This window comes from Microcoleus sp. ARI1-B5, from assembly GCF_036705795.1.
Lineage (GTDB): Bacteria > Cyanobacteriota > Cyanobacteriia > Cyanobacteriales > Microcoleaceae > Microcoleus.
In genome coordinates this window covers 120,239-141,993 of record NZ_JAUBVK010000016.1, presented here as the reverse complement: position 1 = coordinate 141,993, position 21,755 = coordinate 120,239, and the positions used below count along the sequence as shown (strand labels likewise).

Sequence of the window (21,755 nt, the reverse complement as noted above, 5' to 3'; positions counted from 1 at the left end):
GGGCATAGGGCATAGGGCATAGGGCATAGGTCATACCTCACTACGCTTGAGAACCGCTATACTTATTTATTTGAGAACTTATGCAAAATGTATATACTATCGTCTTCCGCGCACGTTACATCTATCTTACTTATTCCCTATTCGCTATTCATTCTGTCAACTGTCAACTGTCAACTGTCAACTGTCAACTGACAACCGACAAACTGCGAAGCCGATTAATTGCGGCCGCCAATTCAAACCGTCGAAACATGGCAAAATCCCCTTCAGGAAAAGAGGATAAAATATCCATCCCCTGCGCGTCAATATCTGCCATCACCAAATCGATAATTTCCGACAAAGTGCGTTTCCCGTCCATATATTGCTGTTTAGCATAAACCATTGCCGCGGCGATCGCCCTCAACTGTCCCCTGTCCACAATTTGCTCGACAGCACCCAAATCAATATCCTCAGTTCCGAAAGCCAATTCATCAACATCCCGCACCTTCACCCGCACATCTCGCCGTCCCCGACTCGGATCTAAACTAGCAGGAACCGGAACTCTTTGAGTAATCTCACCAAAACTTTCTCCCCCTTCAGCAGCGCGACTGGTCGAGTAATTATTAGCTATTTCTTTAGCTTTTTCTGTCACGTCATATGCTGCAAAATTATCCATTGAAATCACAGTATCCGCCACATCAAAATAATCGCCGCTTCCCCCCATGACTAAAATAGTCGAGACGCCGCAATCTGCGTACAATTGTTTCACTTTATCAATAAACGGCGTAATCGGTTCCTTATCCTTAGCGATCAGTGCCTGCATTCTGCGATCGCGAATCATAAAATTAGTCGCCGCCGTATCCTCATCCACCAACAAAACAGGTACTAAATCCTCTTCACAATCCGCGGCTTGCATCCCTATCGCAAAAGATTGAGATTCTTCCCTCGAACCTCTTCCCTCTTCCTTCTTCCGACTTCCATTTCTCTTCTTCCTTCTCCCAACTTCCAAAGCCTCAATAATATTAGCAGCTTGGGACGTACTGCCGCTCGCATTTTCAGTAAAAAATTGTGCAGTATCTCTACCTTGCGGCAAATGATTAATAAAAGGCGAAATATCCACACCCGCAACACTTCTCCCATCTTCCGCCCGAATTTTCACCGCCGCCGGACTTGTCACCACAAATTCCCTACCATCACCCGGAATTCGGTTGTAAACTCCCAACTCTATCGCCCTAAGTAAAGTTGATTTGCCGTGATAGCCGCCCCCAACAATCAAAGTAATGCCAGCGGGAATACCCATACCGGAAATCAAACCGCGATTCGGACAATTAAACTCAACTTTTAACGACGGCGGCGACACAAAAGCCACAGCATCATTTAACAAACAACGGTTGTCAACACCGCTGCGGCGGGGTAAAATAGAACCGTCAGCAACAAACGCAACTAATCCGTTTTCAGCTAACTGCTGCCGCAACCATTCAGCATCTTCTACAGTTTCAACATGACGGCGACATTCCGCAGCATTTAAGTTAGAATATTTCAGAGCTTGGCTGACAATGCGCGGGATATCTTCGCACAGCATTTCAGCAGCTTGTCGCCCTAAAATACTGCGCCCGCCTGCCGGAAGTCCGACGGTAAATCGCATTTCAACTCCTCCTAAATCTCCGATATCAGATGCAGTTGAGTCAAGGATAAATGCCGAAGTTCGCTCTAAAACTTCTTGTCCGAAGCGAGTCACTGCGATCGTACCGCTTTTGCCAGTGTCGCGCTTGCTGCTGGTGCTGTATGCTGCTTTGTCAAACTGGCGAGTTAGGTAATCTCGCAGGGCTATTTCTCGACTGCGAGATTTGAAAAGTTCGCCGGGAATTCGAGCAATGTTTGGCGGAACTTTGACTCTAAATTTACTGGGAGAAGCAAAGGGATCTCCCTGTACGTAATCAACGATTAATGTGAATTCGGGAAAATCATAGCTGCCTTGAATGTCTTTGTAGGCTTTGTAGCCTCGATTGTCGAGTTGCAGTAAATGCCGTTTCAGGTTTTCTTGGTTACTCATTAAAAATAAGGAAGTTCGGCAACGGATTATGTAACGGATGTAACGGATGTAACGGATGTAACGGATTTAATAGATGTCAGGAAGAAGGAAGAAGGAAGAAGGAAGAAGGAAGAAGGAAGAAGGAAGAAGGAAGAAGGAAAGAACACTTTACCTAATTACTAATTACAGAATTGCCGAATGACCAATTCCCAATTACCAATTACCAATTCCCAATTCCCAATTCGCAATTCCCAATTCCCAATTCCCAATTCCCAATTACCAATTACCGAATTTCCAATAGTTTAGCTGCTGCATTGACAACAATTTGGGCAGAACCGGTGAAAAAAGGTCGATCGATAGTTGCGAGTGTATCGCTAGATTGGTGGTAGTGGGGCGATCGCAAATTAGCAGTATCCGTCACCAACACAGCACCAACTCCTTTATACCAGAAAGGCGCGTGGTCGCTGCGCAAAACATCCGGAGTCAGCAACCCTTTCAGGGGAACCGGTAGCGCCACCACTGGCGGCAAACCGGCGTTTCCCGACTCCGCAAAAGTTCTCAACAGCAGCGGATGTTCCGCATCCCCAACCACAGCGATAAATTCGCCCAATTCGGGAGATTTCACCCCCGATGCTTCTAGAAAAGGTTGCGCTGTCAACCCTTCGGGATATCGCTGACACCCCGGCGTGCGGCACGCATAACCGATCATATCTAGGACGATCGCACCCTGCAAATTTTTTAACCGCGCCGCGCTACCGGCGAATGCTAAACTGCCTAAAAGCCCGATTTCTTCCCGGTCGAAAAATGCCACTTGCAATGTCCGAGGCGTGGCACGAGAACCCAGCAATCTTGCTACTTCTAAAACTGCTGCAACTCCCGTCGCATTGTCGTCAGCCCCTGGGGATTTTGGTACAGTATCGTAGTGTGCTGCGACTAAAATTGCACCAGCGTTTGAGTCGGTACCTTTTCTCTCGGCGAAGACGTTGATTCCGCGATCGAACTGCTGTTGTTCTGGGGAAAATCCTAATGTTTTCAGTTCTTGCGAAATGTAGTCTCTCGTGAAAGTGCGAGCTCGTTCTCCCTCGCGTTCTCCTGCTAGAGTCTCGACGTGTTTCCACAACCGAGATTGGTCAATTTGGGGCCGAGCGACTGCATTTTTTTCAGCAGTCAGCGGTGAGAGAGACGGGTTTTGGGAAGTGTTGATTTTGCGATCGATCGAAACTTCGGGTACAGCCGAAAACGGCTGCCACGAGTCAGAACCCCAACCCACAGCCGCCAACGCAACCAGAATAAATAGTGCTATCCAAATCAATTGTTTCATCAGTAAGTCTATTTGATATTTTAGACAGTTAGATTTTATATTTTACATGGATACCAGAGTTAAAAATAAACCTGTTTCAAAAAATGAAACTCAAAGCTCTTAACATTAGCGGCGTCAGTCGATTTTCGATTTTTGATTTACTTGCAGCATTGAATCTCGGAGCTTGAACCTTAGTCTAAAATTTTGAACTCCACCCTGACGCTTGTGTCTGAAAGCAAGTATCCGTTTGGGAGCATCTCATTTTTGTAAACAACATTTTTTTCTAGTAATACAGCACGCTCAAAGCAAAAATCAGATGCTCCCTATCCGTTTTAGGTACGTTGTTGCGCCAAGAGCGATATTGGCGCAACAACGTACCTTTTTTAAGGTTGCCGTTGCGTCGAAGACTGTTACTTATTCGGGAATTTAACGGCGAAATTAAACTACTAATTTCCGTTCAAAATTCAGCAGATTAAACTATTTTTTCTCCCACTCAATCTCCTTGTTTTCCAATATCAACCCGCTGCTGCCACCCACAGCGTAAGGAATAGTTTTTGCAGAAAATTCAACAATTTGAGTAGGTTGTTGAAACCACTCGGAATAACTGGGATTTAGTTTGTCGTACAGTGCTTTTAAAGCTTGGATTTCTGCCTCTAGCTGCGCTGCTGCCTGATTGATTCTGCGAGCTTGTGCTTGCAAGCGCTTTTCCCCGGTTTGAACGTCGTTTTCTACTTCTTGCCAGTGTACTCCGGCTAGCAATTTGTCTAGTTCGCCTTGTTTGCGATCGAGTACCGCCTGTTTTTGTTGCAGTTGCTTTTCAATAATTTGAGTTTCTCGATCGATCTCCTGGATTTGCTGCAACCACTGCTCCCCAAAGGCAGCATTTTGCTGGTGGAACTCGGCAATGGCCTCAGGAGTATTATTCTTGGGAAAACTGACTGTCACTCGGCACTCTGAGCGCTGTACGCAAAGTTTTTCCCGCGACTCTTGCAGGGTGGCAACTTCTGCTTGCAGCGCGCGGACTTCTGTTTGGAGTTCTGGGATCGTCTGACTCATTGGTTCAATTCCTGGATCTCTGTATCGATTTTAAGCTAATTGTTTATTTTTATAACAAATCCCGGCCGCCTCTGTGCGGAAATTATCTAATTTTAGCGCGATCCCAGCCGCTGTCTAGGCATAATGGCGGATAATTTGTGGCACAATGGCTGATGACACTTTTTAAATTAAGATTAAAATTATAATTACTTACGATAATAAATTATGTTTGTGTCGAAATTGAATTTACAAAATAAACATAAATTAAGGTGGGATATGTTGGCAGATACCACCTCAATTTCTGCTCAATTTCTGCTCGATTATTTCATTTTTTTGACTGTAAAGCATCTCTTTAAAATTAGGAAGTGGAGCAAATGAAAATTACTGGTCAATTAATGTTGGGATATTTAACTGCTGCCATTTTTGGTGTGGAATGTTGCATAAATGCAAAAATATTGCCTGCAAGTGTAGGGGAGGGAGACGGCAATCGCGCTGTAGAAGCAATTTTGGTTGCGCCTCAGAAAGTTAGGTATTTGCGATCGGCATCTCGCCCCGTTACTTGGGCCGGCACCGACTTATTTGTGGATGAATTATCCCAAATAGAACCTGTAAATCCACCGACCTACAATTTTATACAATCTCCTAAAAATCCTGAAAACGAGCGTACTTTTAGTTTAAAAATAATCGGTTATTATCTGGCTTTTATTTCTGTAGCAATCTCCTTATTAATGAGGATTAATAGGGTAAGTATCTTATCCAAGGCGATCGGGTTAGTCAAACCTAACTCTGAAACAGCGAAGGACAAGCAATCAGAAGCAGAAAAAGTGTTGCATCCCAAAAAAGAACAAGATATCGGGGATACTATTGCCAAAATGACCCAAGATTTGCAGCAAACTGCCGAATATGCCCTCGATATTTGCGAGGAAATGAGCGTCTCGATCGTGGCCACCACCCCGGGCGGTCATATCCTGTCGTCAAACCAAGCTACCTGTCAACTTTTAGGATACTCTAAAAAAGAGTTGTTGGGCCAACAAATAACTGGACTTTTCAAGCAAAATGAATCGCCAGCGCCAGGGTTGGAATTAGAAAAATTAACAGCCGAAGGTTCTGTCCGCAACGTCGAAAAAGTCTACCTTTCCAAACAGGGGAAAAAAATAATTGTACTGCTTTCTATTTCCACTATTCGCGACGGCAAAGGCGAGGTGAGCGGCAAGTTGTATGTAGCACAAGATATTACCGATAGCAAGCGGGCTGAAAGAGATTTGCGGCGCAGTGAAAAAAAGTTTCGGCAACTGGTAGAAACTGTTAATGCTGCTGCATTTATCTATCAGCGCCGACAGTTGCGCTATGTCAATTCTCAGACAGAATCTCTAACTGGATATACTCGCGAAGAATTGCTAGCATTGGATTTATACGATTTCATTCATCCAGATTGTCGAGCAACAGTTAAAAAATGGGGTAAATCCAGCCAGCCGCGAGACAGTGCAGGCTCAAAATATGAAGTGAGAATTATCACGAAAACTGGAGAAATACGCTGGATAGAAGCAACTGTAGATATTATCAAATTTGAGAGAAAAGCGTCAATCTTAGTCACAGCGTTTGACATCAGCGATCGCAAATTAGCAGAGTTAGAACTAGAAACATCTCTTTCCTTGCTTCAAGCAACCATTGAATCTACTGCTGACGGCATTCTGGCGGTTGACGGTGGAGGAAAAGTTGTCAGCTTTAACCGCAAGTTTGCCCAAATGTGGCAGTTGCCGGATTTCCTGCTCGATTCGAGAGATAGCAACCAAATTTTGGGGTTCGGAATCAACCAGTTAAAATACCCGGAAATCTTTCTCAACCGTGCTAAAGAATTGTCCGATCGCCCAGCAGCAGAAAGTTTCGATATCATCGAGTTTAAAGATGGCCGAATCTTCGAGCGCTACTCGCTACCGCAGCACACGGGAGGCAAAATTACTGGTCGAGTATTCAGCTTTCGCGATGTAACGGAACGCCTGCAATCTGAAGAAAAACTCCGCAAAAGCGAAGAACGCTTTCACCTGCTGACGCGGGCGACAAATGATGCAGTTTGGGATTTTAACCTGTCAAGAAATGAGTATTGGTTGAGCGAAGAGTTTGAAAAAGTTTTTGGATACAAACTCAACGAAACTCAGACGATAGAATTAGAATCATGGTGGCTAAATGTTCATCCAGAAGAACGGGAAAGAGTGATGTCCAGCTTCAACGAAGCAATGAACTCAGAGGCTCAATGTTGGTCGGAGGAATACAGCTTTCGCCGCGCCGATGGGGGATATGTTTTTGTGCTCGATCGCGGGTACATCATCCGCAATGCAAGCGGTGAAGCAGTGCGGGCGATCGGCACCATGATGGACATCACTCAGCGCAAGCAAGCTGAAGAAATTATTCGCTATCAAGCAGTTTACGACCAACTCACTGGTTTACCGAACCGGATACTTTTTAACGATCGCCTGTTGGCTTCATTAAGACAAGCTAAAAAAACCAAAAAAATGCTCGCTGTGATGTTTTTAGACTTGGACAGGTTCAAAAAGATTAATGATACACTAGGTCACGCTGCGGGCGATCGCCTGTTAGAAGGTTTTGCCGGACGCATCAGCGACACTTTGCGATCGACGGATACGGTAGCCCGCTGGGGAGGCGACGAATTTACCGTGCTGCTTCCCGAGCTCAATTGCTTGGAAGATGCAGTTAAAACAGCTCAAAGAATACTCGACAATTTAAAGCCAGCATTTAAACTAGAAGGACAGCCGTTTCACATCAGCAGCAGTATCGGCATTGCCCTTTATCCCAACGACGGCGAAGATGCCGAAACTTTAGTCAAAAATGCCGATGCCGCCTTGTACCGCGCTAAGGAAAGGGGAAGAAATAATTATCAGTTATATACTGCAAAAATTAATCCCCAAGGCAGCCAGTTGCTGAATCTTGAAAACAGGTTGCACGAGGCTCTAGAACAGGGAGAATTTGAGGTGTTCTACCAGCCAAAAGTCAACATCACTACTTGGAAAATCCAGGGGATGGAAGCCCTGGTGCGCTGGCAACATCCAGAATTAGGTTTAGTCGCTCCCGCGACATTTATTCCGATCGCCGAAGAGAACGGATTAATTGTCCCTATTGGCGAATGGGTGCTGCAAACTGCCTGCGCTCAAAATAAAGCTTGGCAGGATGCTTTGCAACCTGATTTGCGGGTAGCAGTCAACTTTTCGGCTCGGCAGTTCCAGCAATTTAATTTAGTGCAAATGGTGGCGAAGTGTTTGGAAAAAACGGGTTTAGCACCGAAGTATTTGGAGTTAGAAATTACCGAGACTACAGCCATGCAAGATGTGGATTATACCACAAAAGTTCTGAGGGATTTGCAGAGTATGGGAGTGCAGATTGCGCTGGACGATTTCGGCACGGGTTATTGTTCTCTAAATTATCTCAAAAAGTTTCCGTTGAATATCTTAAAAATAGACAAATCTTTTGTCAGCGAACTGACGACCGATCCGTGCGAACGGGCGATCGCCAATGCTGTAGCGACGCTGGGGCGAGATTTGAACTTGAGCGTGGTGGCTGAAGGAGTAGAAACTAAAGAGCAGTTGGATTGTTTGCGATCGCTCCACTGTCACGAAATTCAGGGTCACTATTTCAGCGCTGCGCTTTCGGCTGGCGATGCTAGCAAGCTCTTGGTAAATTCTCTGTTGAGAAAAGTTAAAATTGCATGACAGTTGACAGTTGACAGTTGTCAGTTGACAGTTGTCAGTTGTCATTGGTAATGGGTAATTGGTCGATCGCACGTACAACTGGGAAGCAATGCGAACGATCCAAATTTGAGCATCGGGGTGACGGGCTTCGAGGCGCGAGCAAGCCGCGATTTCACTGGAATCGACCTCAAACGCTCCGGTTTCAATGTCGATCGCCACAATCTTGCCATGATTACCTTCTTCGACTTGATGACGCACCTGAGATTCATAAATCTCATCGCCACGTCGAGCAAATTCTTCTTTGCTGTAGCGGGGTTGTCAAATTCTCATCGGCTTGACCTCGTTTCAACGCCGACATTTTCATCTTAACTTGGGCGATCGCACTCGGTCACAGCCCCAAGCAAGATCGCACTTTTGGACAGTTTTGCAAAGAGAAAGCTGGGTCTCCTTTCGTTAACCCAGCCTACTGCGAGGTGCGATCTTTCTAGCTAGATGGTGTCGCAATGATAGCAAAGCCTAAACGTGGTGACTTTATCTGAGGAAGACAATCGCCGTTAACCACACATTTCTGAATCACGTAAGGCGTATTCACCACTTTTACAGAGACATTATAACCTCCAAAATTCTGTGTACTATTTCCTGTCATCATTGATATTATCTGTTCAGCACTTAAGTTTATTGCAGTCTGAGAAGCAAAAGCGCTCATAAAAGTGAGTTCTGTTCTCAACCTTTCTTCTATTTGACGAGCAAGCTCTGCACCATATCCTCCCCCAGAAAGGACAGAAGCAATTATGTTGGGTCCTTGGTTTTCTGCGGATGCCCAATTGACGAAAGACTCCGAAGAGAAATAAACTATTGAATTTGGATGACTAGAAATTATTTCATTTCTGACATTCTGATACTCATCACGATTAGCATCCTTGAAGAGAGGGGGTGTAAGACTTATGCTAGTTATCAAACTACCTAAAGTGGGCATTTCACCATTCAAAATTTTAGTAATTGCACTTGCATCCAGTTTATAATTACCAAGACTTCCTTGTCCACAGTTAAATATTGGCTTTTGTTCAAAAGTTGACACGTTGAACGTGTAGTCATATTTGCAAGTAGCTGATGCGGTGGCCGATACAACTTTCTCAGGCGTGATTGTTCTTACTTCCATTACTGTATAAGGCACTTTTTCTCTTCGGTAGTTAGTAAAATGTTCCGGAACTTTTACACAGGTTTTTAATCTACCGCTCCCTGCACATTTTTTGTTCCATCTTACATCTGGATAAGGAACATCTACCCAACGCCATTTCTCAACAGGGACTTTTGTTCTTACTGCCGGAATTGTTTCTTTCCAAGTATGTTTAGCTCTAATTTTTGCAACAAGAGAGATTATATTACCTGTTACATTGTATTCAAGCTTCTCGATGTCACTCTCGCCCTGATTACCTATCTTTACTTCACCGATGACAGATAAAATTCTCTTGGCTTTTGATTGCCATTGACTAACAATTGAATCCAGTTTAGGAATGCAATTGATCATTTTTTTATCAATAGGCTGGAGTAAATTGATCGTTTGAGGTGTAGCGATCATCGGATCTTTTGCACAAGCTTCAAGATCGTATGCTTTTACTTGTGGCGATAGTCCTAATACGGTAATAACAGTTAACGAAAAAATCAGTGGTAACTTCACTTTACATCCTCTACTTTGAAATAACTTACAGTTAATTAATTGGCGATCGCACCCGCCAAAAATCTTTCGCCTGCTCTACAACAAGAGGTTGAGAACTGATTATCTGCTTTACAAAAGATTACGAGACATTTTTACAGCTTGAATTTCTGTTGGATGACGTTGGCTTAACATTCTAGTTGCCAAAACAGACTTGGAGTGTACCTGCGTTGTCTCCAAGAGCATTGTCCGCATCATTAATTCTCATCGCTGTCCGTGAGATTGGTTTAGGTAAAGACTGTGAACCACTGCGAACCCAGAAGTACCCATACCCATCTGTTGGAATATCTACTAGCAACCCTCCAAACGGAGTGTTTTTGTCGTATTTGTACTGATTGTACGGCTCAAGTCTGCTTGCAGACTCGCCTGAATGCCCGCTTGGTCCAACACCAGAGTAACTTCTTGCATCGACTGACCAAGAACCACTAACGCTGACCACACGACTGTATGAGCGTGGAAAATTGACATACTGCCATCCTTGTCTTGAATCCACGTTGTAGCAGGCAGGTTGATTAGCTTTCTTGGAAGCTTCTCTTTGAGCGTCCTGATAGGCTTTGCCACCTTCGCTACGAACAGCTTGATAATAACTATCAGCAGCTCCATTACAAGCTATGCGCTGGGGCTTCCGAATCGTCTGTCCTAGAAGTGAACCATCCGGGAAAGCTTCTCGACAAGCTGTTAACATATCATTATGGAACTGGTTATCACAGGCTCCTTTATCTGCGCCAAGAGTGTCATAGCAATTATCGTGTCGATCGCAGGCAGATTTGAAGCTAGTTCCTGCTGGCGCATTTGGGGTAATGCTGCCTGTTCTACCGCTACCGCAACCACTCGAGCCTGCTTGAGCAGGAAGACTTTGAATCGATAACTGAACGATAATAGAAACAAATGATGAGATCGCGAGAGAAAGATTTAGGTTCCGAAAAAGTTTCATGATTTAACTTTCATAGGTAAGAATGGTATGTAGCAATTAGAGTGAGTCGCAACAAAGACGTAAGATCGAGGGTTACAAGCTTTTCTCGAAGAACGCTTTGATTAAGGTCTCTATAAGCACCTGAGGCTCTATGTAAACAACTTTAATCGGCTCTGCTAGTTCAAGTCGAACACGTTCTTGCGACTTGAACACATTCTTGCTACATCATGCGAAACTGCTTCGGCGAAATGCCAGTGTGTCGGTGGAAATGCTTCGCAAAATGGCTCGGATTGGCAAAACCACACGCGATCGCAATATCGAGCATTCTGCATTCTTTCTGCTTGAGTAACTGCTTCGATCGCTCGACTCGCTGCTGAATCAAGTACGCATGAGGAGCCATTCCTGTAGATTGCTTAAATAAGCGACAGAAATGAAATTGGCTGATTCCTAATTCATCTGAAATCGCTGCTAACGACACATTCTCACTCAAATGAGCATTCATATATTCAAGCGCTTGCTTCAGTTTATATTTTGGTAAGCCATCTTTATATTCTTGTAGAATATGCTTGCGGGTTGAGTAGTTTCTTAACAAATGAGCTGCTAGAGCCGTTGCCATTGACTCTGCATAAAAGCAACTGTTGGTTGCATCGGTTTCTAATACTGTTTTCAGAGCTAAGACAATTTGCCAAACTAGCAGATCGGGCTTTGAAAGCACCAGATTCAGTTCGACTTGCTCTGGATTTGCGGATTCGTAGGCAGCATGAGTTAGAAATGTCGGATCGAGATAGCAGTGAGTCGTTTCCGCTGCCTGACTCGCCCGCACTCTCAGAAATTTATAAGCAGGAAATATTTCAATGTAACCGATTTCATTTGGATCGTGCTGCAACAAATGCCGCTTTCCGTCAGCAACGATTTCCACTTCTGTGGGCTGTTTCCAGGATGGCAGAGAGATGAGGTGTTGAACACCCGTAATTTCAGGAATTTCTATTGCAGGCAGTTGATAGTGTGCCAGATGAATATTTTTCCAGTCAGCAAGCAGGCTGGAATGAATGCGTGGACGTGGAACAAACTTGGAAGTTGCGTCTCGTTGAGAATAATCAACGGCTAAAGGTCTTTCTGTTGGCATCTTTATCTGTCCTTCTAATACCTATTTAGATAGAACTTTTGTCGAGTAGCTACCTTATCGATCTAACTAATATATTATCCGGAAACTAATTAATGTATTGTCCGGAAACTTTCCAGACTAATCCAACTGGCAGTTATCGGGAGGCAGTTGAGGCTCAAGTAGTTCTGCCAGCTCTGTTTTTGCGGGATGGGGCGCTAGATACGCTGGAGGCTTTGGGCTCTAAATCAACGAGATAGACTTAAGTGCGATACTGCTGTGTCGTTGCAGATGGCCGATCGCCCGTCCAGTCGATCGCCCGTCGAGCCGATCGCCCGCGCCACTTAAAACTTAAAATAGTGTGCAGAATAACGGACTTGCGGCTAAAGACATAGGAAAATATCGCTACCCCAACATAAATGCTTTGTCTATGCAGCCAATTCGCACATTTAACGTTTCCCCGTCCCTACCGGCAATTCTCGAACCCCTGCGCAAACTTGCCTATAACTTGCACTGGGACTGGAACGTCGATACCAAAGACCTCTTCCGCCGCCTCGATCGAGACCTGTGGGACTCCAGCAACCAAAACCCGGTGCTGATGCTCGGAACCATATCTCAAGAGCGACTGCAAGAAATGGCAGAAGACGAAGGCTTCATTGCTCAAATGAACCGAGCAGCCCAGCAGTTAGACGATTATCTCAAAAATCGCGCCTGGTACCGCAAACAGCGCGGTACAGAGCGGAAAGAATGCTACGCTTACTTTTCGATGGAATTCGGCTTAGTGAAAGCCCTGCCCATCTATTCCGGCGGTTTGGGCGTGCTCGCCGGCGACCACCTCAAATCAGCTAGCGATTTGGGCTTGCCCTTGGCTGGTGTGGGCTTGCTCTACCAAGAAGGCTATTTTTCGCAGTATCTCAACGCCGACGGCTGGCAGCAAGAACGCTATCCGCTCAACGATTTCTACAATATGCCGCTGCACCTAGAACGCAATCCCGACGGTTCGGAATTGCGGATTGAGGTGGACTATCCCGGCCGCAAGGTGTATGCCAGAATTTGGCGGGTACAAGTGGGAACGGTTCCTCTGTACTTGATGGATACAAATATTGAACCTAACAGCCGCTACGACCAAGATATTACCGACCAACTCTACGGCGGTGATAAAACTCTGCGGATGCACCAGGAAATCATGCTGGGCATCGGCGGCGTGAAAATGCTCAAGGCCCTGGGCTTGACAGTTACGGCTTATCACATGAATGAAGGCCACGCGGCTTTCATGGCTTTGGAACGCATACGGATGCTGATGGAGGAATATCACCTGAGTTTCAAGGAAGCGGAACAGGTGGTGATTTCCAGCAGTATGTTTACGACTCACACGCCTGTGCCTGCTGGGTTTGACTTGTTCGAGCCGGATATGGTGATGCACTATCTGGGTCAGTATCCCAAGATGTTTGGCTTGTCGCAAAATGAGTTTCTGGGATTGGGCCGCGAGGATACTAGCGATGTGTCGGGTCCTTTGAATATGGCAATTTTGGCAATTAAAATGTCGAGTTTTGTCAACGGGGTGGCGGCTTTGCACGGTGTGGTGTCGCGCCCGATGTTCCAGGGGTTGTGGCCGGGTTTACCGATGGAAGAAGTGCCGATTACTTCGATTACCAACGGGGTTCACGCTCGCAGTTGTGTGGCGAAGTCTACTCAGGAGTTGTACGATCGCTACCTCGGCCCGGATTGGGAAATGACTCGCAAGGACGATCGCCTGTGGGACAGGATGTCGTCGATTCCTGATGAGGAATTGTGGCGGAATCACGAGCGCTGCCGATCGGAGTTGGTGGTGTTCGCGCGGGAGTGGCTGCAAAAGACTCTGCGCGAGCGCGGTGCGGCTCAAACGGAAATCGAGCACGCGCGCGAGGCTCTCGATCCGAAGGTGCTGACGATCGGGTTTGCGCGCCGTTTTGCTACTTACAAGCGGGCGACGCTGTTTTTGCGCGATGTCGATCGAATTATGCGGATCATGCGGGACAAAAACCGCCCGGTGCAGTTTGTGATTGCTGGGAAGGCTCACCCGATGGATATTCCGGGTAAGGAATTGATTCGGGATATCGTTCACTTCATCCGCGAGCACGAAACTATCAGTTCGATGGTGTTTCTGCCGAATTACGACATTAACGTCGCTCGGATGATGGTGTCCGGCTGCGATGTGTGGCTGAATACGCCGCGCCGCCCCCGTGAGGCTTCGGGTACTTCCGGGATGAAAGCTTCGATGAACGGTTTGCCGAATCTGAGCATCCTCGACGGTTGGTGGGATGAGGCGGATTATGTTCGTACCGGTTGGCCGATCGGACACGGCGAGTTTTACGAAGATACTAAGTATCAGGATGATGTCGAGGCGAATGCTTTGTACGACTTGATGGAAAAGGAAGTTGTACCGCTGTTTTACAACCGGGATTCTGATGGAATTCCTCGGGGTTGGACGGCGAAAATGAAGGATTCTATTGCTTTGAACTGTCCTTTCTTCAATACGGCTCGGATGGTGAAGGATTACGCGCGGCGGGCTTATTTCCCGGTGAGCGATCGATTCTTCACGATGACTTCGGATAATTGCGCTCCGGCGAAGGAGTTGTCTCACTGGAAGAAGCACGTTCTCGCGAAGTGGAACGACATTAAGATTGAGGCTGTTGATATTTCCCAGGATAAGGAAGTTAAGGTCAATCAATCGATCGCTGTTAAATCTCGCATCAATCTGATGGGATTGACGCCTGCGGACGTGCAAGTCGAACTTTATCAAGGTTCGGTTGATGCTAATGGCAATATTGTCGGCGGCGTGCCGGTGGTAATGGAGTATTTGGGTGAAGATCCTCACAATGCTAGCCTTTATACGGCTGACATTACTTATACTTCTAGCGGTTTGCAAGGTTTGTCGCTGCGGGTTTTGCCGAAGCACGACAATCTCAGCACTCCTTATGAAGCTGGCGTGATTCTTTGGGCACATTAGTCAGTTGACAGTTGACAGTTGACAGTTGACAGTTGTCATGGTCAATGCGCGATTGTGCTATTCTTCCTCTCTTCTTATTGAAGTTGGGGAATGACTATGTAGCCGGTTGCGCGATCGCCCAATACCAAATTCCGCTCTATTCCCCAGTACCACCAGTGAGCGCCTATATAAGCGCACAGCAAGGCATCTAGCTGGTCTTCTAAGGCTTTGAGGGTGGCGGTGGCGGTGGGGATTTCGGGGAGGTTTGAACCGCAGATAAACGCAGATGAACGCGGATTTTTGGTCGGGATGTTTGCGAGATTCAGACTTGGTTCAAGGTTTGGTAAAATATCTATAATATACTGGCAGAGTTTCATCAATTCTAGTTGACGCTCTGCCAGTTTTCCTTTTTTGTATTTGATGATTTTGTCTAATTTAAATAAGTTTATTGTGGCTGGATGGGGAAATACTTCTATTTGATATCTGCCTAATTTTTGAGCTTCTATTGTTGGTGTGTGAACAAATCCTCGGCTTTCTAAACTGAGGCCGAATTCTACGGTTTTTTGGGCGAAGGGGCGAGAAAGGTTGGCGGGATAGCAGCCTGCGTGGTAGCGCCCGAAGTGTTTGTGGGTGAGTTTGTCGGCGAGGCGCATTCCTGTTGGATTGGCGATGATTGTGGGGGCGTCTACGGCGATGATTGCTGGTTCAGTTGGGGAGATTTGGCGATCGATCCAGGTGAGAATTTCGTTGGTTGCTACGAGGCGATCGCACTCGATTAATTGTAATTGGTTGTTTTCCCAATTTAAGCAGCACAAACCGCTTGCTCCCGAACTCCAACCTAAATCGATGCCGATAAATTTCATTTAGTATGATTGAACCGCGAAGACGCGAAGAACACGAAGGAAGAATCAGGAAGAAGAAGCAGGAAGTAGATAATCTTCTACCGGGAAGAAAGTAAAAGCTCGATCGCCGCAATTGCACTCAACTTTTATGTTGTTTCTCATCGGATGGTGGGGGCTGTTGTTTCTTTTCCTTTTGACGTTCTCTGGCTGCTTGCTCCAAAATGAATGCTGACAAGCCACTGATTGAACGGCGTTCCTCATTTGCCCACTCTTGAAGTAGGTCATAAATTCCTTCTGCTATGGAGGTTGATATGCGTTTAGCCATGAGAGGTTAATTGTTTCTGATTTAAGCTGATCGTCATTGTCCAGTATTGTAGACGATTTTCTCTAATATGCAGCATTATGCTGCTATTAAACAGCACTATGCGCCGATATAGCGTCCCTATTGTGCTGTATCTAGACCATTATGTCAAATATAAAGCATATATGCTTGACTTATGCGGCATATATGGTTAAACTCTTAGAGAGTCAAAAGCCAGCGAGATCCCTAGTAAAGTTCGTCGCTGGCTGATGGCTCCCCAAATACGCAAGGAGACAATTACTATGGTAAACCCTGTGAGCGACGGGAACGAATATACCCGCGGCTATCAAGAAGCTTTGAATGATTTTGGCATCACGCAACTGCTGTCGGGTATCCGCAGCTATTGTGATGAGGACTTTGATGCCGATCGCGCGCGCATGACTGGGCCAGAGCTCGAAAGCTTGGCGGTGTTTCTGATTCTGCGCGTTGGGGCGAATCTGAAAGGAAGCGCGATCGCCCGCTATCTCAACACTCTCAGAAAAGCAAATTCTCCGACGATCGCCGATCGCCCCGCGATCGAACTCAACTCAACTCCGCGAGGGAAAGCACTGGAAGAGTCAAAGGAGGGCGTTCGCAATTCTTGGGCGATCGTCCGAATTTTACCGAATGCTCAGCATTACACGGTTGCTCGTTTTTTCAACCGCCAAGATGCGGACGATCGGCTCAGGGCTTTGTGTCGGTTTATTCCGGGGGGTGTGTTTGAAGTTGTGTGCGATCGAGCCTAACAAATAAACACAAATCCCATCTTTTTAAGGGGAACTTTGTATCTCTCACTTGTTGTTAAGTTTTGATCCCCCTAAATCCCCCTTAAGAAGGGGGACTTTGAATGCTCTTGTCCCCCCCTTATTAAGGGGGGTTAGGGGGGATCGAGGCTATTTTGGTATGCAATAAACCCGCCCCGACTTTATTTCGACGGTTGAGAAGCTTCGGGACTTACAATTAACAATTGATCGCCGGATTGACTTTGTTGAATGGCCATCACTGGCGGTCGAACTTTCGGGTCTTTTTGCTGTTCTTTTGTTAAAGCCGGAAACAGATAAATCCAGTTCCCTCTTTCCAAAAGCAACCGCCAAACTCTAGGTTCTTTGGGATTATTGATATCAGTATAATCTCTTTTGCTCAAATCAGCAAATAAACCTGCATCGCCGATCGCCTTAAATCCTTTGGGGTCTAGTCGGAGTGTTGGATCGTCGAGTTTTCTGCCTAAAGCAATGTTGTCTTGTTTGGCGATTAAGGCAACGGCGGGTAAAGACGAATTTTCCCCGGCATCGCGTCGGGCATCGGCAATACCTTGGTGGTATGCTGACCAAAACAACACTAGCAATACCCAACCGACGATGATAATTTCGTCAACGAGCGATCGCAATAATTTGATTGAGTTATATCTATTGACATTGAATCGCTGCCAAGACTTCAGGAAGCGATGAAGCCACCCTAATCTTCTTCTGCGAGCAGAGAAACGCCAACGTCTAGCTCTGCGATTAATTTTAGCAACAACTGTCTTGTTTATACTATTAACCAGCCACAAACTGAGGTAAATCGCGAGGGCTGTCAGCAGAAGGGCGATCGCACTTCTGAGTATTGTCCAGCCATCACCTAAAAACACCTGAAGCGGTACTAGGAAAAACGATTCTACTGGTAAATCGAGGGTAATTACATTTAGCTGAAAGCAGTAAAAATAAGACCAGCGATAAATCCAGCCGGTGAAAAACAAAGCGGCACCAAGCAAGCCAACAACACTCGCAAAGTTGCCTAAAATATTCGATTCGGGAGTAGGTTGGGGAGAAGCGGTCACGGAATCACCTTCAAGGGATGTGGAGTACAATTTTAGGACAGTAGCACGGGTAACGCTTATCCTTGAAGGGGGTCTAGGAGACGATGAAACGCAGAACACTTTCTTTTCTAGTTGTAGCACTTTTTACGGTAACAGCGGGTATGGCTGCACAAGTTAATGCGGCCAGTCAGGAAGTCCAGAAACAGAATTTGCCATCCGTACAAGCAGAGGCTAACGCTAGTCAGCCGATACCCGTAGCGTTGCCTACGCAAGCGGAAATTGTGATGAAAGGGGGCGGAAAAAGAGACGGTCGAGTTGTGCAGATTGACGAGAAAGTGCAACAATTATTGATACAGGGAGGACAGGGAAAGCTATCGATCCCGTTGGGTCAAATTGATAAAATCGTGTTTTCCAAAAATGCGGTGGTTTATCTGAGTAATGGGATGCCAAAGGTGCGGGGCGATGGCACTCCAGCGAAAGGCCGTCGAGAGACTTGGCGCGGTATTCCCATGAATGCTTTTCGCTTGCTAGATCCGCCGGACAAAGGTCAAGCGGAGGTGAAGCTAGAGTCGGTTCTTTCTCTTGACAAGTTGGACAGTATCAGGTCAGTTATGGTTGGAGATGGGAAAAATAAACGACAATATGTCGTGGATGAAATGCAATTTGATGTGCAGAAAAAGACGATGACAATTGCAGCGACTCCGTATTGAGTCCGTCGGGATGTCAGAAACCGGGTTTTTTTACGAAAATATTTCGTGCAGCCCGCAGATTCGGTAAAAAACCCGGTTTCTTTGGTCGGAGTGCGTAATTCCTGTCTATTTCACTTCAAATCTTGCATCATTATCGATCTTGCCGTCCTCGACCGAGGACTTAAGCTTTGAGGCAGGGGTTTTAACCGTTGCCGGACTGTTACAACAAATGTAAAATATCAGTGGCACTAGAATTAAAATTCATACTCTCTTTACTAAAACCGATGGAAACCATTAATCTTAAAGAAGAAGTCCGCAGCTTAATCGATAAATTACCTGAAAACTTTACTTGGTCTGACCTGATATCTGCAATTTATCTCAGAAAAAGGATGCCATCTCAATCAATTCAAGTTAAAGATATCAAAACAGGAGTTGAAGCAGAAACTTTGCATGAACTTGAAGAATCTTCGCCTACACCTAGCCGATTTGGGAGCGAACGAGGACTAATTACAACTTCTGATGATTTTGATGAACCGCTGGAGTTATTGCCATCACCCTTGGTCAATAGCTTGCTTGAAAAAGCTAAAGAATTGACTAAAGTATCTGCTGAGTTAACTGAAATTATTGCTAAGATTGAGAAAGAACGCCAGATCGAGCAACCTCAAAATTTTTGGGAAGCAATCCAAAAGTTTCGTCAAGAAAACAATCTAGAAGAAGCAGGAATTGAGGCAGAAGTTTTTGAGGGACTCAGAGATTCATCACCAGGGCGCGAGGTTATTTTGTGAGTTTGCGATTTTTATTAGATACTAAGTTTGATGCCTATTCTATTAATTTAATTTGGTAAACTATGAAGAACATGAAACGAATTATTAGCAGTGTTTTGGCTTTTGGTGTCTGTCTGACTCCTCTGACTGTACCGGTGATGGTTCAACCTAGTTGGGCGCAAAATCAAGATTTGCAGGTTGAAGAAATAGAGAGATTGATACAGCAAGCAATACAACAGGGACAGCGAGGCAAACCGCTACAGGCAATAGAAACATGGCAACAGGTTCTAGCTATTGCGCGACAATTTAAAATGAGAGAACTTGAAGCGTTGGCTTTTCTAGGACTAGGTTTGAATTATGATAATATTGGTCAGCCCCAGCAAGCATTAGACTCTTATAACCAAGCGCTTGTCATTTATAAAGAACTCGGAGATCGCTCTGGGGAAGCTGCTACTTTGAGTAATATCGGTGTAGTGTACAACAGCATTGGACAACCGCAAGAAGCATTGAACTACTTGAACCAAGCTTTATCAAAGCGGTCAGTGGGCGATCGTGCGGGGAAATCTGCTACTTTAAATAATATTGGTTTAGCATACAATAGCATTGGACAACCGCAAGAAGCATTGAGATACTTTAACCAAGCTTTACCCATTATGCGGGAAGTGAGCAATCGCAGAGGAGAAGTTGCTACTTTGAATAATATTGGTGCAGCGTACAACAGCATCTCTCAACCACAAGAAGCATTGAAATACTTTAACCAAGCTTTACCCATTATGCGGTCAGTGGGCGATTACAGGGGGGAAGCTACTACTTTGAGTAACATTGGTCAAGTGTATGACAGCATTTCCCAACCGCAAGAAGCTTTGAAATACTTTAACCAAGCTTTACCAATTATGCGGTCAGTGGGATCTCGCTTTGGGGAAGCTACCATTTTGAACAATATTGGTGCAGTGTACAACAGCATCTCCCAACCGCAAGAAGCATTGAGATACTTTAACCAAGCTTTACCAATTATGCGGGAAGTGGGCGATTACAGGGGGGAAGCTACTACTTTGAGTAATATCGGTTCTGTCTACCAAGATACTAATAAACCCACTGATGCTATCGACAATTGGCAGCAATCCGTCCAAATTATCTTAGAAATGCGGAGTGGTTTACAACGAGAAAATCGCCAAAAGTTTTTACAAGCTAACAGAGGACCAGCGATCTCCCTCACCGACATCCTCATCGACCAAAACCAAGCCGATCGCGCTTTTCAATGGGTCAACATCGCCACCACCGCCGATCTCGCCGACTACACCCGCCTCATCAACGCCAAAGTCAAAAACCCAGAAGCACAGCAATTAATTGACCAGTGGAATCAAAGAAGTCAGCAAATTCAATTCTTATATCGCCAATTACAAGAGAAACCTTCCGACCAACTTTCCCAACAAATCAATCAACTTCATGAAGAAAATAACAAACTAGCTGAAAAAATCCGCCGCCAATTCCCAGAAGTTGCCGAACTCTTTGAAACCACACCCAAAGACATCGCCCAACTGAAAGCAAGTATCGCACCAGATACCGTTGTAATTCAACCCGTCTTGCTCACAAATGTCAAAAATGTCCCCAATACGATCGCCCTATTTGTCTTGACAAAAGACAGTTTAAGTGTTAAAAAAATTGCGATCGATCCCGCAGAATTCGACAAACTCCTCACCGAACACCGCGAAGAAATATCAAACTATCTCATTTCAGATTACAGAGAAACTGGCGGCAAACTATACGACATCCTAATTCGCCCGATAGAAGACCAAATACAGGCATTATCTCCCAAACAATTGAGCATCATCGCCACAGGAAAATTGCGTTACATCCCTTTTGAAACCCTTTATGATAGGCAAAATCGCCAATTCCTCATCCAGAAATATCCCGTCAACTATCTCACCCGCATTTCCACAAGGTCAATTCCCAATTCTACTTTACAAGGTGGAGTCTTAGCATTAGGAAATCCCATCCCCCGTGCTCCGCAAAATTTAGCTGGTACAGAAGAAGAAGTTAGAAATATCGCTCAATTATTCCCCGGAAGTTCCGCCTATATCGGCAATGCCGCCACCCTCGACCAATTCAAAACTCAAGCACCCCGCTTTCCTTTTTTACACCTAGCAACTCACGGCTGTTTCCAACAGGGAGGCTGTCAAAAATTGGGGATGGAGGAAAATACACTGCTATTTGCTGACAGCCAATTCAATATTCGCGATGCGGCGTTATTAGGATTGCAAAACACCAGACTTCTCACCTTAAGCGCGTGTCAAACTGCTATGCAAGCGAATTCTAACGGTGAAGAAATATCGGGAGTTGCATATATATTTGAGCGTGCGGGCGCACAAGCGGTGATGGCGAGTTTGTGGAGTGTTGATGATGCCGCTACTAAAGATTTGATGGTTCAATTTTATCAAAATATCAATAAGGGGATGAGTAAAAATGAAGCTTTGCGGCAAGCTAAGTTGAGTCAAATTACTCGCCATCCGTTTTATTGGTCGCCGTTTATTTTAATTGGCGATGCGCGGTAGTTATGGCTTTTGTCATCCGGTGGTAGAAATAG

Annotated in this window: 15 protein-coding genes and 1 pseudogene; 6 read left to right on the top strand and 10 right to left on the bottom strand. The window is 45.5% G+C overall.

Features of this window, described 5'->3' with window-relative positions; genetic code table 11:
* Positions 1-184: 184 nt before the first annotated feature.
* From QUB63_RS22065 to QUB63_RS22055, 3 genes are all read right to left on the bottom strand, one after another.
* Positions 185-2,029: an ABC-ATPase domain-containing protein gene (locus QUB63_RS22065; protein ID WP_332947454.1), complete on the bottom strand. Its 1,845-nt coding sequence runs from the start codon at positions 2,027-2,029 to the stop codon at positions 185-187.
* Between the two features lie 262 nt (positions 2,030-2,291).
* The gene (locus tag QUB63_RS22060; RefSeq protein WP_332947453.1) at positions 2,292-3,329 is read right to left on the bottom strand and encodes a M20/M25/M40 family metallo-hydrolase; all 1,038 of its coding nucleotides are present in this window, start codon (positions 3,327-3,329) and stop codon (positions 2,292-2,294) included.
* Positions 3,330-3,785: 456 nt separating this feature from the next.
* Entirely contained in the window at positions 3,786-4,364 is a 579-nt protein-coding gene (locus QUB63_RS22055) for a hypothetical protein (RefSeq protein ID WP_332947452.1), read from the bottom strand.
* Positions 4,365-4,717: 353 nt separating this feature from the next.
* Here QUB63_RS22055 and QUB63_RS22050 point away from each other — a divergent pair, with 353 nt between their 5' ends.
* Positions 4,718-8,065, top strand: a complete 3,348-nt coding sequence (locus tag QUB63_RS22050) for an EAL domain-containing protein (RefSeq protein WP_332947451.1) — start codon at positions 4,718-4,720, stop codon at positions 8,063-8,065.
* Positions 8,066-8,131: 66 nt separating this feature from the next.
* Here QUB63_RS22050 and QUB63_RS22045 read toward each other — a convergent pair.
* The 4 genes and pseudogenes from QUB63_RS22045 to QUB63_RS22030 form a co-directional block, all read right to left on the bottom strand.
* Positions 8,132-8,317, bottom strand: a pseudogene (locus QUB63_RS22045) (hypothetical protein); the annotation flags it as partial.
* Positions 8,318-8,528: 211 nt separating this feature from the next.
* A complete protein-coding gene (locus QUB63_RS22040) occupies positions 8,529-9,722 on the bottom strand; it encodes a hypothetical protein (RefSeq protein WP_332947450.1) in 1,194 nt (397 codons plus the stop codon).
* A 172-nt stretch (positions 9,723-9,894) separates the two neighbouring features.
* Positions 9,895-10,692 (bottom strand): phospholipase A2, encoded by a 798-nt coding sequence (locus QUB63_RS22035; protein ID WP_332947449.1) that lies wholly within the window; start codon positions 10,690-10,692, stop codon positions 9,895-9,897.
* A gap of 199 nt (positions 10,693-10,891) precedes the next feature.
* Entirely contained in the window at positions 10,892-11,797 is a 906-nt protein-coding gene (locus tag QUB63_RS22030) for an AraC family transcriptional regulator (RefSeq protein ID WP_332947448.1), read from the bottom strand.
* A gap of 406 nt (positions 11,798-12,203) precedes the next feature.
* Between QUB63_RS22030 and glgP the strand changes: the two genes are divergently transcribed.
* On the top strand, positions 12,204-14,762 hold the full coding sequence (gene glgP / locus QUB63_RS22025; protein ID WP_332947493.1) for an alpha-glucan family phosphorylase: 2,559 nt from the start codon (positions 12,204-12,206) through the stop codon (positions 14,760-14,762).
* 74 nt (positions 14,763-14,836) lie between these two features.
* On the opposite strand, the gene QUB63_RS22020 is transcribed toward glgP, so the two are convergent.
* Positions 14,837-15,604, bottom strand: coding sequence for a DUF429 domain-containing protein (locus tag QUB63_RS22020; RefSeq protein ID WP_332947447.1), 768 nt, complete (start codon positions 15,602-15,604; stop codon positions 14,837-14,839).
* Between the two features lie 118 nt (positions 15,605-15,722).
* Positions 15,723-15,908 carry a ribbon-helix-helix domain-containing protein gene (locus QUB63_RS22015; RefSeq protein WP_332947446.1) on the bottom strand — a complete coding sequence of 62 codons (186 nt, stop codon included), beginning with the start codon at positions 15,906-15,908 and terminating at the stop codon, positions 15,723-15,725.
* Between the two features lie 278 nt (positions 15,909-16,186).
* On the opposite strand from QUB63_RS22015, the gene QUB63_RS22010 reads away from it, so the two are divergent.
* Positions 16,187-16,669 carry a hypothetical protein gene (locus tag QUB63_RS22010; protein ID WP_332947445.1) on the top strand — a complete coding sequence of 161 codons (483 nt, stop codon included), beginning with the start codon at positions 16,187-16,189 and terminating at the stop codon, positions 16,667-16,669.
* A gap of 179 nt (positions 16,670-16,848) precedes the next feature.
* On the opposite strand, the gene QUB63_RS22005 is transcribed toward QUB63_RS22010, so the two are convergent.
* Positions 16,849-17,739, bottom strand: a complete 891-nt coding sequence (locus QUB63_RS22005; RefSeq protein ID WP_332947444.1) for a hypothetical protein — start codon at positions 17,737-17,739, stop codon at positions 16,849-16,851.
* A gap of 83 nt (positions 17,740-17,822) precedes the next feature.
* Between QUB63_RS22005 and QUB63_RS22000 the strand changes: the two genes are divergently transcribed.
* From QUB63_RS22000 to QUB63_RS21990, 3 genes are all read left to right on the top strand, one after another.
* Positions 17,823-18,428, top strand: coding sequence for a hypothetical protein (locus QUB63_RS22000; RefSeq protein WP_332947442.1), 606 nt, complete (start codon positions 17,823-17,825; stop codon positions 18,426-18,428).
* Between the two features lie 221 nt (positions 18,429-18,649).
* A complete protein-coding gene (locus QUB63_RS21995; RefSeq protein WP_332947441.1) occupies positions 18,650-19,192 on the top strand; it encodes a hypothetical protein in 543 nt (180 codons plus the stop codon).
* A 71-nt stretch (positions 19,193-19,263) separates the two neighbouring features.
* Positions 19,264-21,723, top strand: coding sequence for a CHAT domain-containing protein (locus tag QUB63_RS21990; protein ID WP_332947440.1), 2,460 nt, complete (start codon positions 19,264-19,266; stop codon positions 21,721-21,723).
* Positions 21,724-21,755 lie beyond the last annotated feature (32 nt).

What these genes read in the sequence shown, in the direction of transcription:
- QUB63_RS22065 (WP_332947454.1), bottom strand. Translation starts at nt 2,029, where the DNA reads ATGAGTAACCAAGAAAACCTGAAACGGCATTTACTGCAACTCGACAAT.
- QUB63_RS22060 (WP_332947453.1), bottom strand. Translation starts at nt 3,329, where the DNA reads ATGAAACAATTGATTTGGATAGCACTATTTATTCTGGTTGCGTTGGCG.
- QUB63_RS22055 (WP_332947452.1), bottom strand. Translation starts at nt 4,364, where the DNA reads ATGAGTCAGACGATCCCAGAACTCCAAACAGAAGTCCGCGCGCTGCAA.
- QUB63_RS22050 (WP_332947451.1), top strand. Translation starts at nt 4,718, where the DNA reads ATGAAAATTACTGGTCAATTAATGTTGGGATATTTAACTGCTGCCATT.
- QUB63_RS22035 (WP_332947449.1), bottom strand. Translation starts at nt 10,692, where the DNA reads ATGAAACTTTTTCGGAACCTAAATCTTTCTCTCGCGATCTCATCATTT.
- QUB63_RS22030 (WP_332947448.1), bottom strand. Translation starts at nt 11,797, where the DNA reads ATGCCAACAGAAAGACCTTTAGCCGTTGATTATTCTCAACGAGACGCA.
- glgP (WP_332947493.1), top strand. Translation starts at nt 12,204, where the DNA reads ATGCAGCCAATTCGCACATTTAACGTTTCCCCGTCCCTACCGGCAATT.
- QUB63_RS22020 (WP_332947447.1), bottom strand. Translation starts at nt 15,604, where the DNA reads ATGAAATTTATCGGCATCGATTTAGGTTGGAGTTCGGGAGCAAGCGGT.
- QUB63_RS22015 (WP_332947446.1), bottom strand. Translation starts at nt 15,908, where the DNA reads ATGGCTAAACGCATATCAACCTCCATAGCAGAAGGAATTTATGACCTA.
- QUB63_RS22010 (WP_332947445.1), top strand. Translation starts at nt 16,187, where the DNA reads ATGGTAAACCCTGTGAGCGACGGGAACGAATATACCCGCGGCTATCAA.
- QUB63_RS22000 (WP_332947442.1), top strand. Translation starts at nt 17,823, where the DNA reads ATGAAACGCAGAACACTTTCTTTTCTAGTTGTAGCACTTTTTACGGTA.
- QUB63_RS21990 (WP_332947440.1), top strand. Translation starts at nt 19,264, where the DNA reads ATGAAACGAATTATTAGCAGTGTTTTGGCTTTTGGTGTCTGTCTGACT.